At 63.0% G+C, this 12,695-nt stretch carries 16 protein-coding genes; 8 read left to right on the top strand and 8 right to left on the bottom strand.

The features are described from left to right. Positions 1–356: 356 nt before the first annotated feature. The 4 genes from B4E30_RS03380 (at position 357) to B4E30_RS03365 (ending at position 4,525) form a co-directional block, all read left to right on the top strand. Positions 357–2,519 carry a glycoside hydrolase domain-containing protein gene (locus tag B4E30_RS03380; RefSeq protein WP_286793490.1) on the top strand — a complete coding sequence of 721 codons (2,163 nt, stop codon included), beginning with the start codon at positions 357–359 and terminating at the stop codon, positions 2,517–2,519. Between the two features lie 76 nt (positions 2,520–2,595). After that, positions 2,596–2,982, top strand: coding sequence for a hypothetical protein (locus B4E30_RS03375; RefSeq protein ID WP_286793489.1), 387 nt, complete (start codon positions 2,596–2,598; stop codon positions 2,980–2,982). A 130-nt stretch (positions 2,983–3,112) separates the two neighbouring features. Beyond that, a protein-coding gene (locus B4E30_RS03370) for an IS5 family transposase (protein ID WP_414683147.1) occupies positions 3,113–3,968 on the top strand; the annotation gives its coding sequence in 2 pieces (ribosomal slippage) (positions 3,113–3,430 and positions 3,432–3,968; 855 coding nt in all). A gap of 275 nt (positions 3,969–4,243) precedes the next feature. After that, positions 4,244–4,525, top strand: a complete 282-nt coding sequence (locus B4E30_RS03365) for a hypothetical protein (RefSeq protein WP_286793487.1) — start codon at positions 4,244–4,246, stop codon at positions 4,523–4,525. Positions 4,526–4,602: 77 nt separating this feature from the next. Here B4E30_RS03365 and B4E30_RS03360 read toward each other — a convergent pair whose 3' ends face one another. From B4E30_RS03360 to B4E30_RS03350, 3 genes are all read right to left on the bottom strand, one after another. Then, positions 4,603–5,100 (bottom strand): peptidase inhibitor family I36 protein, encoded by a 498-nt coding sequence (locus B4E30_RS03360; protein WP_286793486.1) that lies wholly within the window; start codon positions 5,098–5,100, stop codon positions 4,603–4,605. A 1-nt stretch (position 5,101) separates the two neighbouring features. Then, positions 5,102–5,917, bottom strand: coding sequence for a hypothetical protein (locus B4E30_RS03355; protein WP_286793485.1), 816 nt, complete (start codon positions 5,915–5,917; stop codon positions 5,102–5,104). Between the two features lie 187 nt (positions 5,918–6,104). Next, positions 6,105–6,638 carry an RNA polymerase sigma factor gene (locus B4E30_RS03350; protein ID WP_286793484.1) on the bottom strand — a complete coding sequence of 178 codons (534 nt, stop codon included), beginning with the start codon at positions 6,636–6,638 and terminating at the stop codon, positions 6,105–6,107. Positions 6,639–6,918: 280 nt separating this feature from the next. Here B4E30_RS03350 and B4E30_RS03345 point away from each other — a divergent pair, with 280 nt between their 5' ends. Further along, positions 6,919–7,494, top strand: a complete 576-nt coding sequence (locus B4E30_RS03345) for a hypothetical protein (protein WP_286793483.1) — start codon at positions 6,919–6,921, stop codon at positions 7,492–7,494. Between the two features lie 85 nt (positions 7,495–7,579). On the opposite strand, the gene B4E30_RS03340 is transcribed toward B4E30_RS03345, so the two are convergent. Beyond that, entirely contained in the window at positions 7,580–7,822 is a 243-nt protein-coding gene (locus B4E30_RS03340; protein ID WP_286793482.1) for a helix-turn-helix domain-containing protein, read from the bottom strand. Beyond that, a complete protein-coding gene (locus B4E30_RS03335; RefSeq protein ID WP_286793481.1) occupies positions 7,822–8,298 on the bottom strand; it encodes a DUF2975 domain-containing protein in 477 nt (158 codons plus the stop codon). Before B4E30_RS03335 ends, B4E30_RS03340 begins: the two co-directional genes overlap by 1 nt. A gap of 221 nt (positions 8,299–8,519) precedes the next feature. Between B4E30_RS03335 and B4E30_RS03330 the strand changes: the two genes are divergently transcribed. Continuing rightward, positions 8,520–9,023 carry a hypothetical protein gene (locus tag B4E30_RS03330; RefSeq protein WP_286793480.1) on the top strand — a complete coding sequence of 168 codons (504 nt, stop codon included), beginning with the start codon at positions 8,520–8,522 and terminating at the stop codon, positions 9,021–9,023. Positions 9,024–9,152: 129 nt separating this feature from the next. On the opposite strand, the gene B4E30_RS03325 is transcribed toward B4E30_RS03330, so the two are convergent. The 3 genes from B4E30_RS03325 to B4E30_RS03315 all read right to left on the bottom strand — a co-directional run bounded on the left by B4E30_RS03325 (position 9,153) and on the right by B4E30_RS03315 (position 10,727). Next, entirely contained in the window at positions 9,153–9,431 is a 279-nt protein-coding gene (locus tag B4E30_RS03325; RefSeq protein WP_286793479.1) for a hypothetical protein, read from the bottom strand. A 551-nt stretch (positions 9,432–9,982) separates the two neighbouring features. Then, positions 9,983–10,435: a GNAT family N-acetyltransferase gene (locus B4E30_RS03320; protein WP_286793478.1), complete on the bottom strand. Its 453-nt coding sequence runs from the start codon at positions 10,433–10,435 to the stop codon at positions 9,983–9,985. A 7-nt stretch (positions 10,436–10,442) separates the two neighbouring features. Continuing rightward, positions 10,443–10,727 (bottom strand): hypothetical protein, encoded by a 285-nt coding sequence (locus B4E30_RS03315; protein ID WP_286793477.1) that lies wholly within the window; start codon positions 10,725–10,727, stop codon positions 10,443–10,445. Between the two features lie 277 nt (positions 10,728–11,004). Between B4E30_RS03315 and B4E30_RS03310 the strand changes: the two genes are divergently transcribed. Beyond that, positions 11,005–11,418: a hypothetical protein gene (locus tag B4E30_RS03310; RefSeq protein WP_286793476.1), complete on the top strand. Its 414-nt coding sequence runs from the start codon at positions 11,005–11,007 to the stop codon at positions 11,416–11,418. 159 nt (positions 11,419–11,577) lie between these two features. Then, positions 11,578–12,387 carry a hypothetical protein gene (locus B4E30_RS03305; RefSeq protein WP_286793475.1) on the top strand — a complete coding sequence of 270 codons (810 nt, stop codon included), beginning with the start codon at positions 11,578–11,580 and terminating at the stop codon, positions 12,385–12,387. The last annotated feature ends 308 nt before the right edge of the window (positions 12,388–12,695 follow it).

The following is a 12,695-nucleotide window of genomic DNA, read 5'->3' as shown; positions in this document are numbered from 1 at the left end:
GACCTTGACCTGCAAGACGCGTGGTGCCGCTGACGCGAGGTCGGCGACAACGGCGTCATGGTGGTCCGCAGTCCGGGCTCCGGAGCGCGGCGCGAACAACAGGCAGATGCGGCGACGGCAGTCATGACCACCGCTGCCGAGCGACGTCAATTAGCCGGAGTCCTCCGTGAGGACCGAGACGATGTCCGGATACCTGGCGCTCAGGAAGACGACGCGCACGTAAGGTTCCGACTGTTCACCAAACGATTCCAGCGTCAGGATCGACGATTGCGACCGAAGCCAGAATCGAGGAACAAGGGATGTCCGACCCATGGGTTCAGAACACGCAGCAATGGATCAATCTCACCTACCCGGGCATGCTGGGAATCCTGCCGCTTGTCGTTGACGGACAGACCGGATGGAACACGATCTACGCTCTCATCCGAGCCCTCCAGCACGAGCTCGGCATCACCGCGCTCTCGAACAATTTCGGACCGGGCACCCTTGCCGCCCTCACCGCGGTGAGTCCGGTAAACGACAGCACCGTGAACAAGAACATCATCCGCATCGCGCAAGGTGCGATGTATTGCAAGGGCTACAACGGTGGCAACGGCGCACTGGACGGCGTATGGGACGCGGTCCCAGTCGCGGGGATGCAGTCACTGCGAACGAACATGGGTCTATCTGCCGGGGACGGATCGATCGAGCCCAAGGTGTTCAAGGCACTACTGAACATGGATGCCTTCACTCTCGTGTCTGGCGGTACGAGCGCGATTCGTTCAATCCAGCAGTCACTAAACGGCAGATACCTCCATCGACAGGACTTCTACGTCATCCCGACTGATGGCTACTACACACGTGACGTGCAGCGTGCCCTGATGTTCGCAATCCAATACGAAGTTGGAATCGCGGACGGCGTCGCGAACGGTAACTTCGGTCCGGCGACCAAGTCCGGGCTCCAAACGTACGGCGCACTCACGCTCGGCAGCACCGACACCACAAGGTATCTCGTCCACCTATTCCAGGCCGCACTGATATTCAACGGCTACAGCGTCGCCTACGACGGCAACTACGGAAGCGGCACCCGAACGCAAACACTCGCGTTCCAAGAGTTCGTCGCACTCCCGCAGAACGGCAACGCCGACGTCCAGACCTGGGGCTCCCTCCTCGTCTCCACGGGCGACGCAGACCGGCCAGGCGCAGGAGCCGACTGTGTCACGACGCTCACCAGCGCCCGACTCACGACACTTCGTGGCGCCGGGTACGAGTACTTTGGCCGCTACCTCACCAACGCGACAGATGACAACCCCGACAAGTGTTTCAAACCCGGCGAAGCCGCTCGGATCATCGCGGCTGGAGGGAAGATCTTCCCTCTTTTCCAGACCGGCGGCGGATCGCTCGAGCACTTCACCTACCAGCGTGGCAAGGAGGTCGCGGAGGAGGCTGCCAATGCCGCATGGTGGTACCGCATGCCAGCCAATGCCGTCATCTACTTCTCCGTAGACTTCGATGTGCAGGACTGGGAACTCACCGACTTCGTCATCCCGTACTTCCAAGGCGTCAACGAGATGATCGATGAGTTTGGTAGGAACTGGCGAGTCGGGGTCTACGGCCCACGCCACGCGTGCGCCCGTATCTCTGGCGAGGGACTAGCGACGTACAGCTTCGTCTCCGACATGTCCACAGGGTATGCCGGAAATCTCACATATACGCTGCCTGCAAACTGGGCCTTCGATCAAATCCAGACCATCACCGTCGGAAGCGGAAGCGGAGCGGTCGAGATCGACAAGAACATCGTCTCGGGCCGCGACGCAGCTGTCTCAGCTCTCGCAGCTGCGGTCGGCGTCGGTGACGATCCGCAGATACCTTCTTCACAGCTAGACGCGTTCGAGTCGGAGTGGTACGGCGCATGCACCCGCTACCCCGACGAGCTCTTGGGTAGCACCACCCCTCAGCTGGAAGTGATGGCACTCAACCGGTCGAACGTCAAGACGAAGGTGGAGAGCCATGACGCGTTCATCACGAACCTCGCCAGCGAGTACAACATCTACAAGGCGCTGATCATGACCCCGCTGATCTGGGAGTCGATGGTTATCAACATAGGTGACGATGTCCAGGACGGCCGGGTGATCGCGTACTACGCAGCGGTGCTCGCGGGTCAAGCCCCACCAGCCCTGTCCGTCGACGACAGTTCTACGGGACCCTGTCAGATCTTCGCGCGAACCGGCATTGACGCTCGAAACTGGGCGCGGAGCAGAGGTTTCATCACGGATGGTCCGTACAGCGCGAGCGTCCCGCAGGACATGTTCGACGTGTGGGAAGGTCTGCACAACGACGAGGAGTTCAACATCGAGACCGCGATGTTCGAGATGATGCGTCAAGCCGAGGTCCGCTCGAGCATGGCTCCGTCCAGCCTCCGCGATCTCACTCCGAGCCAGGTTCTCCAGATGTGCTGGGGGTACAACGGGGACGTCTACTATGGCCGCCATCGCGCCCAGCTCTACTACACGATCATGCGGTGGGAGGATTCATTCCGTTGAACGTCGCCCATCGCACCCTGACCCCGGTCCAAACATGCTGAATACGGACCGCACCTCACACACGTATCATCGGCACATGACCACCGCTGCCAGTCTCGACCGCGTGGGGGAGCCTGTGCTCTCCGGGTGGAAGACGACCGGCCACGCGATTGGCTTCTGGCTTCTCGCAGCGATGGGCATCGTCGTGACGACCGGGGCCTGGTTCTGGCTCGCGATCGTCGGTTTAGAGGAGACCACCGAACAGCCCAAGGCCCTCGCCTCGGGGACAACTATGACGGGCACCGCACTCTTCTTTGGTGTCGTACCGCTGGTTGCGGTGCACCTCGTAGGATTCGCAATCCTCATGTCGTACGGAGCATCGAGGCGACACAACCGGCAATCCGGGCTCTGGCTGGGCGCTGGGGCGACGATTGCCGCGTCGTCAATCGGGCTCACGGTGCTCTTGCTCTTCCTCTACGCCTAGCCTGCATCGATGAGACACGAGGGTTCGGCGGAGTTGCGCCTAGGCCGTGTTGATCAAGAGCTTTCGCTCCCCGCTGGGACAGTCTTGAACGGTGACGCGACAGGAGATCTCTGACGAGGTGTGGTCCGTGATGGAGCCGTTGATGCCGACGGTGTCGGGTCGGTCGAGGCCGTGGACCGATCATCGGCTGGCTATCGAGGGGATGGCGTGGAAGTATCGCACGGGTGCGCCGTGGCGTGACGTGCCGGAGCGGTTCGGGAAGTGGAACTCGATCTACAAGCGGTTCAGCCGGTGGGCCGAGGACGGCACTTGGGAGAAGCTGCTCGCTGAGGTGCAGAAGCAGGCCGACGCCGCAGGGAAGATCGATTGGGTCGTCTCGATCGACTCGACGATCGCGCGTGTTCATCAGCACGGCGCGACCCTGAATCGGGACACAGGGGGCTCTTCCGAATCACAAGAATCCGTGGTTCGAGCCGCCTGATCACGGGATCGGTCGCTCCCGTGGCGGGCTCACGACCAAGCTGCACTTGGTCTGCGACGGTCGCGGCCGGCCGCTGGGGATGATGATCACCGGCGGGAACATCAACGACACCACGATGATGACCGCCGTCCTTGAGGACATCCGCGTCCCCCGCGATGGGAAGGGCCGCCCCCGCACCCGTCCCGATCGGGTGCTCGCCGACAAGGGCTACCCGTCGAAGGCAAACCGTGCCTGGCTCCGTGACCGCGGGATCGCGGCGACGATCCCGGAGCGTGACGACCAGATCGCGCACCGGCGGAAGAAGCCTGGCCGACCAATCGACTTCGGCGACCAGCAGCAGGAACGCTACAAGGGTCGCAACATCGTCGAACGCTGCTTCAACAAGCTCAAGCAGTGGCGCGGCATCGCGATGCGCTCTGACAAGACCGCCCGCAGCTACCGCGCCGCCGTCAGCCTCGCCGCCACGCTGATCTGGATCAAATCAGACTTGATCAACACGGCCTAGCACTCAACGACAAGATGCCCGCTGGACGGAGAGCCCTCCAGCTCCCTCCTCACCCTGCTCACTCATGTTTTCCCCGGAGAACTGCGCTGATGACGACGAGGCCCCGGGCATGGTCGTCCGCTCGAACCACTTCGTCCGAGTCCCCAAACGAGATGAGTCGCTCCAATGACCTGAACGATTCGTCAAATGAGGGGGGGTCGCCAGGAACAGCGGGCGTTATCGCAAGCGGCGTTCTCGCTTGTCTTGCGGGCCTCGCCGGGATTCTCTCACTCGGCATGACGGGGCTCGCGTGGTACAACGGAGAGCTGCGTGAGACAACAAGCTACGACTCGACCGAGGCAGGTATCGGCTACGGCATCGCGTGCTTCCTCTGGGTGGTGGCGGCTGCGCTGATCATCGTTGCGTTCGTGCTGGCACTAATACAGGCGCGGCGACAGCCGGAGCGTCGGAAGTTCTTTCTCGCTCTTGCCGGCCTTGTGCCCGCGGGGTGCGCGGTCGTCGTGGCCATCGGATGGTTCTTGCTGCTCGCGCCAGGAGGCGCGACCTTCGCGCCGTAAGGCACCTGCCGCGCCCCCTCCCCCAATGAGGCGTACACCACCTGCTGGTTGCCTGCAGACGTGTCGCTGAGGGTTCGTCAGCTCACGCAGGTCAGTTTCGTGATGCTGGTGGAAGCGTAGGCGAGGGAGCCACCGGCGCTGACCGTGGCGAGGACGGTGCCGCTGGAGTTCTTGCCCTGCACGTAGCCGCTGCTGCGTGCGTTCGCGAGCGATCGGACGACGCTGAGAGCGCCCGTTGACTGTGTCGTGTTGCAGGCGGAGAAGCTGAGCTTGCTTCCCGAGAGATTGTACCCGGAGTAGGCGCAGTAGTAGCCGGTTGCGCAGGACCCGACCGCCATCGTGGTGATCAGACCCTCGTCGGCCGCAAGAGTGAGTATCACCGCCCCGTCCTCCCAGGTGACCTCGTTGGGTGCTGTCTGGGATCCACCGGGGAACTCCGCGAGCACGGCGTCAACGCGGGCTTGGAGCTCGCTGGTATCGTCCGCGTACGCCGCGACACCAGGCGTGAACAGAGCCAGGGCAAGAGCACCTACAGCGGCAAGAACGGCGAGTCGACGAGAACGGGTACCGGTCATTTCATCTCCATATCGTGTAGTCAGTCACGGCGCCGGCGGGAATCCCGAAGTCCGGGAGTCCGTCGATCGTGTTGGTCTCTGCCGCGAGGATTCGCCAGGAGGCAGGGTCAATGATGAGTCGGGTGCGGTAGTCGGGCTGAAGGTCGGTGGGCTCGGTGTTCAGCACTACCCCGGACCGACCGGCCCGGTCGGTCGTCTCCCCCGCCACTGTGACACCGGCCGCGTCGAGGACAACTGTGATCGCGGCGCGCTGTGCCGCTTCGCTGAGCGTCCACACTTGCATCAGGGAGGTGACCGCGAGGACGTAGTCGCCCGCCGACGGCGCGTCAGCGTCAGTCCCGCCTTGTTCCCTCAGGAAGGCTTGGAGGTAGGCGCGCATGCCGTCGACGTCATCAGGTGGCGCGGTGGGGAACGGCGTGACGAGCTCGCCAGGCGCCCAACTGTCCTCGTAGAGGATCGTGCCTGTCGCCTCCGCGGACGCTGGTACCGGTTCAATCGGGGAGCCGTCGGCGGACATGGGGACTCCGGCGATGACCCGACTCGTGCCAGAGAGATCGTCGTTCCACTCGATCTGCGTCCGCTGCGGCTGTATGAATGTCGCGGTGGGGCTGTCCAGGTCGAGCTGCACGAACCAGCCTTCCCACTCCGCACCGCGGCGGGACTCGGCAACCTCAGGAGCTGGGACACCGGTCATCGATTCCTCCAGCAGTGTCTCCACAGTCCAGGAAGTCGGTTCGAGCGGCAACCGGTCCGGCGTGATCGCGACGGCGGGCACCGGCCGCAAGATCACGAGCGCGATCACGGCGACGACGGTCACGGCTGCCGCGAAGCCTGATCCGGCGAGCACCAGTGGCCGCCATACACGACGCGGCGAGACTGACCGCGCTGATCGATCCCATTGAGGCGTGCGGCGTCCGGTGAGCAAGTCATCCAACGTTTTCACCGCGTGCTCGGGCAGGGGCTGTCCCTCATGAGGATTGGCCTTGCGAAGGCGCCGACTCAGATCATCCATCCAAATCACCACCCTCAACCAACCTCGGCGAGATGCTCATGTGGGACTCCTCCATGAGCATCGAACGGATCTTTGCCCGGGCGCGAGTGAGTCGCACCCATACTGCCCCCGTGGAGCAATCCAGGAACGTCGCCGCCTCAGATGCTGACAGGCCGTCCCAGTAGGTGAGTTGCAGCACCAGCGCGTCAGCAGGGCGCAGCCGGGCCATCGCCGCTCTCACCTCCAAGTCGTCCTCGTTCTCGTTCCGCGCCGCTGCGGTGAGTTCTTCGATCACAATCCGCTGCATGCGAGCCTGGGCACGGTCGCGTCGCTGGTACTCGTTTCCGATCAGGTTGCGAGCCGCGCGAATTAGCCATCCGACCGTAATGGTCACTCCATTTTTTTGTTTCTCCAGGGCCCGGGCGTAGGTCTCCGCAGTAAGGTCTTCAGCAAGCGCATGGTCGTTCACGCGCTGGTAGATGTAACGCAGGATCGTCCGGTAGCTACGTTTGTAGAGAGTCGTGAAGTCCTCCGGGTCCGGCTCCACGTCTACTCCCCCGCGTTCATGACCAATCACACTCACATGACTTGTTTGGCGAGAACGTCGAATCCTTACACCGGCTCTCGAAGACCCCGAATGCGACCGCGGCCCACCCCCAGCAGTCGTCCGCCGCGCCGCACGTAAGGATTCCCTGCTCCCGCAAACACTACTCAGCACACGCGTCAGATCGGGGCCCGCGAGCACGGCGATACTGCTGCCGATGATCGTGCCGAACCCTGTGCAATGGCGGAGCGAACCAGGGCAGAGAGGGAGACCCATGAGGACTATGAGACAAGCCCGACTGGTGAAGACGACGATCGGACTGCTCGCACTCGCGGGTACTCTTCTGGGCGGCGCGCCGGCTTTTGCGAACGGTGACACCGGTACCGGAACCGACAACAACCAGGACGACTCCGGCACGGTCTTCATCGATGGCCGTACATTCGGGCCGGAGGACGGCGTCGAGGTCACCGAGGAGTGGGTCGTGCTCCCCGAGCCGGGCTCCGGTGGGACTGTCGGTGTCGAATGGCCATCGACGCCACCACCGGGAATGGTTACGCCGATGGTGTACTGGGGCTCGAGCTATGCGTATTCGACCGAGACCGCGTGGGTGTGGTACGAGGGACACGCGAAGGCTGCTGCGAATGTCTATAGCGGTCAGCGAATCATCCAGGTATGCATCCAATTCCAGCGCTCCGGCGTCGGAATCGCTGACAAGAGGTGTTCCTCTGCGAGCAGCAACGGCTCCTACTGGTCATCGGGGCCTGACGTCGTTTCGTATGCCACGGACTCACTCGGATTCGATGACCCGCAGACGATCATGTACATCTGGACGACGCGCATCAACCCGCAGATCCTGTGAGAATCACGCAGGTCTGGTCGTCTTGCGGCGCGCGGGTCGGGTCTCTCCATTGGTGTGAGACGCCGCCCCGTGCCCACGCGCCTGACTATTCGCTGAGAACCCCGGGCGAGGCTGTCCCGTCGTCGTCGGCACGATACGTCAGTATGTCTGCGGGTTGGCATGCGAGCACCTCGCAAATCGCGGCGAGCGTGGTGAAGCGCACCGCCTTGGCGCGGCCGTTCTTGAGGACGAACACGTTGGCGGGTGTGATGCCGATCGCCGCGGCGAGCTCGGCGACCGTGAGCTCGGACCTCCTGAGCTGCTCATCGAGATGAACGTCGATCGGCACTAGATCACTTCCTCCAACTCGTCGTGGAAACGGGTCGACCGTCGCAACAGCCCGAGCATCGTCCACACGACCAGCGCGAACGTCAAGCACAGCAAGAACAGTCCGATCAAGCCATACATCGCCAGCGGCGGTGTGTACTCCCTCACGCTGAGTGCGACAAAGGCTGCGACCAGCAGCACGAGCGCGATGACAGCGACCACGATCAACGCACGAACCCACGGCACGGCGGCCGACGAGAAGATCCGCTCCCGCGCGACCAGAGATACCAAACGCCAGACGACTACCAGAATCGCCTGCCCGCAGCCGATGAACAGGATCGACCACACCAGCGCCGGAACGAACAGATCCCACGCTTCGGGGAAGACGTGAACGACATCAAGCCCTAGGCGCGGCACGAAATACCCCTCGACCAGCAACGAGAAGAGAAACAGCAGGACCAGCAAGACCCGCACGGCCCAGCGAAAAGCGATCGGCATGTTGCCCTCCAACTATCGCAAAACGATATATCGAATAACGATAGTAGATCACATGTCGAGGGCCGCGCGACCGGATTCAGACCAGAAGTAAGGATTCCCCGACTTCGCAAACACTACTGAGCAACGCGCTGCACCTCAGCGCGACAGCGACCAGCGCGACTATTGGTCACCGCCCCGCAGTCCAGGCCGCGACGGGGCGAACCGGAAAGAAAGGGAGAGCTATGACGACCACGAGACATACCCGACTGGCGGGAGCGACGATCGGATTGCTCGCGCTCGTTGGTGCCGTCTTCGGTAGCGCGCCGGCATACGCAGACGACGAAGGGGACACGCCTGCAGAGTTCTCCGAACTCAGCAGCGACGAGATCGCCCTGCTCGAATCCGATGACCCGGTGACGATCACCATCGATCCGGCGACCGGCGCCTTCGAGAGTGTCGAATTAACGCCGGTGCTGATTCAACCGAACAGCGTCTACAGCATCTGCAACACGGGGCACGCATGCTGGCACGGCTGGCTGTCACCCCACATCTGGTACGGGTTCGATGGGAGCGGCGCGACCGGAACGTGGCCGAACCGCGGAAGCTTCTACACCAGTGGCTACTACGCGAGGCCGTGCTGGCTGTACTCCGGCTCCACCGTCTGCGCTGAGGCGTACAGCCCGAAGTACTCCACCATCACGTGGGGGCAAGAACTCACAGGCAAGAGGGTGTACCTCACCACGTAACGCCCGTCTCAGCCGGACTCGAACGCAATCCAGGCGCTGCCACTACGCATCAAGCTCGCGACCTCTAGGACACCGATACCCCGCACTCAGAACCGGTCAACGCTCCTGAGTGCGGGGTATCAGCGTTCCCTAGCGCTGCGGTGGGATGACGAAACCTTCGGGTAGCGCATTGTCGTGAACGACGCCGTTCTGGTCCCCGACGCTGAGGATCGTGTGCGCGTCGAGATTGAGTACGTCTCCGGCGTAGAGCGCATCGCCGTCACGGCGGACGTAGTTGACCCAGTGGAGCCACTGTTCGCCGACGCAGAACCGGGCGCCGATCGTCGAGATGACGTCGTTGGGTGCGACCCTGTAGGCAACCGGGACACCTTGATCGTCCAAGATCGCTTCGCCTGCCGCGTGGGGCATCGGGCCTCGGTCCACGGGGACCGCCAGGGACGCCCCACCGAGTTGTTCGACCTCGGTCTGGTCCGCAAGGGGGTATGCGGGAACAGCTCCTTCGCACGGGCCGGGATCAGCCACCGACCCAGGATCCATCGTGGGCACGGTCGTGGGAGACGGCGCTGAGGTGGCCGACGGGCTCGGCCCCGCGGTCAGAAGCTCCGATGCTGGCGGGGATGCCGTGCACGCCACCGAAAGCGAAGCGATCCCCGCGACGCACGCAATGACTGCCAGTCCTCTCCTCCTCATCCAAGGGAGTCTAGATCGCCTCGCCGGATGATGTCCGCTACGGATATTGCACCGGTGGACGAGCAGAGCACCGAGCACAGGCAGCTACGGGGCGTGCCCCTGCATCGCGTTTGGCGCGGCGGAACAGCGAGCGGTCAGTTACCCCCGCGACCGGGATGCGTCTCGGCAGCGGAGGGATCACACCGTCGGCGGTCAACACGGGGACGACGCTACGGCGCAGCGAGCTTCGCAGACCGGTCAACGCCCGATTCCGTAGGGCGAGTCGGGAGTCAGAGCGTGAGAGCCATCGTTCGGACGTCTGGCCGGTCGCTCATCGGCAACTGCTGGAAGCCGGCCCGTTCGTATGTTGCGATAGCCGGCGCATTGTCCGCAACGACATTCAGCGTCAGAGCTCGTGCGCCAAGCGCCCGAGCCTCCTCGATCGCCAGGCGGACAAGCGCGCTACCGTAGCCGCGACCCCGCCTGGACGGATCGACGATCACCCTGCCGATTCGGGCCGTGCCCTCGTCCAGAGCAAGGTCAAAGTGTCCGATCACGTCCGCCCTGTCGTCGATCATCACCCACGCACTGACGGCATCCGTAGCGGTCATGGCCGCCAGCTGATCAATCGTCAATGGCCACACCAGCCTGGGCCCGGTGAACATGTTCAGCGCATCCGCATCTGCGATCCACCCGACGACCGTCGATATGTCAGCGTCGACCCGTTGCCGGATTCTCAGCATGACGCGCTCACTCCGAGACCTCGATCACGATCCGGCCGCTACCGTCGATGACGCCGGGCCCCTTACCAGGTGTCGGAGCCGGGGCCGGGATCTGCTGCTCGGCCTCCCAGGTGACTCGAGCGTTGTGAGCAGAAGGGTGAAAGAGCTCATCGAAGCCGAGGAGACCAGCGGATGAAGGAGCCGTCGTGTCACCCGCACGGTGCCGTCGGCGAGCAGCGATCCCCACCGCTCCGAAGACGATCGGGACGAGCAGCACGACAACAATCGCGCCCCAGCCCCAGATGTCGTCCATACGCCCCAGGGTACGAGCACGGTCTCGGCCTCAACTCCACCGCACGGCGGAGATCTCCTTACAAGACGCGCGGCAGCGCTGACACCACACATGACCGCGGACACTCAGGGCGGCCGTCGGACTCCCTGTAAGGTATCCGCTTCCCACCAAACGTATCCCTCGAACGATCATCTCGTGAGCAGTTGAACGGTCATCTCGTGAGCAGTTGGAGGTCAAGATGGAAGCGGTCACTGAGTCAGCGAGCGATCTGATCCCCTCGTCTCGTTCGAGGTCGCGCTTGCGCGTCTCGATCCTCGCGTGCGCAGCAGTCGCACTGTCGATTCTGGTCCCCCTTCGCGCGGACGCTCAAACGCCTGGGGAGGCGGAGGCGATCTGCCCGAACGGCTCGACCTGTCTGTGGCGGGACGCGAACTGGGAGACGCTGGGGTACGCCGGCCGGTATCGGAACTACTTCTACTACATTCCGGACTTTTCCGCGTACACCTATCCGAGCACGATCACGTCGCTTGCCAACACCGTGTCGTCTGCGTACAACGACGGCAACTATGAGTGGACCTACTTCTTCACGGGAACGTACCGGACCGGAGATTGGGCAAGAGCGTATATCGATGTCGCGGTCAACTTCGGCTGGCCCTACAACGACAACCTCGAATCCGGCTACTACGAGAGCTGCCTCGACGGTGTCTGCTGACGCACGGTGAAAGACGGGACAAGGACGATGAGAACTTCAAGAACCCAAGCCACAGTCGCGGGCTCCATTGCCGGGCTGCTACTGATCTCCGCTGTCGTGGCGTCTGCCGCTGCGACAGCCGCTGCGGCGACCACGACAACTTCGGGCGACGTTGCGACGGTGGAGATCGATGTCGAGCAGGACCAGTCCCGGTGGGCTCTACCATTGGACAGCTACTTGATCGCGGATCCCCACGCAGTTGCCTATGGCGAGCAACTCGCGGTACAGCCATGCCTGGAAGAGGCCGGATACGCCTGGCCCGTCCCGTGGCAGGACCTCACCGAGGAACGATTCGAGTGGATGAATGATGCAGGTCGCACTCTGTTCAACGCCGAGCTTGCTGCGCGATCGGGATACCACCGACCGATCACCACGTCACCGAGCATCCAGGCCTGGGACGAGTTCGGCGTGTACGTGAACAGCTTCAATGCCGACGACGCGTTCAACGCCGTGTTCGACACGTGCCTCGATGCAGTCCGAGCGGAGAACCCCATGCCGAACATGGACGACCAGATGTACGTGTATGGATTGATCGCCGAATCCAAGCAGATCGCGCTCTCGAGTCCCGCCCTGTCAGACGCTGCCAAAAGGTGGAACTCCTGCCTCCAGGAAGCGGGGATCGATGCCCCTGCGACACCCGAGATGATGCCGACAGACCAGATGAAAGCGACCTTCGGTCTCGACGGGAGCGAAGCTCAACGTGCGGCGGGAGCGACACCGGACGAGATCAAGCTCGCGACCCAGGACGCGGAGTGCGCGGCGTCCAGCCGGTACGACGAGATCTTCTACAAGACCCAATGGGACAGCCAAGTAGTGCTCATCGACAACAACGCCCCCAAGCTGTCGCAGATCAAGGCCGATGTCGATCGATACGCACGCGGCATCCAGACGTTCATCGACGCGTACGCACCGTCAGGGCCTCAGGGCTAACCCACCACGTCCAGGACGAAAGACCATGAGGGAGTACGCAATGAGCACAGTTCATTTCCGAGTTGACCGCACCCGCTCGCACAATACTCGGCATCGAATATTCGCGATCCTGGCGGGAGTCCTCCTCGCGATCACCGCCACGCTAGGTCCGGCTGCGGCAGCCTCAGCGTCGGACTGGGGAGGGTACGCCGACCCGGCAAGCTGCAGCGGAAACGACCTGGTCAAAGAGGTCAATGTCTACAGCAACTCTGGCGTATACGTCGGACTGCTTCAAATCAAGTACTCAAACGGCTGCCCGGGAAACTACG

The sequence above is a fragment of the Microbacterium sp. UBA3394 genome (genome assembly GCF_002358725.1).
Taxonomy (GTDB): Bacteria; Actinomycetota; Actinomycetes; order Actinomycetales; family Microbacteriaceae; genus Microbacterium; species Microbacterium luteum.
This window is presented reverse-complemented; position numbering and strand designations above follow the sequence as displayed.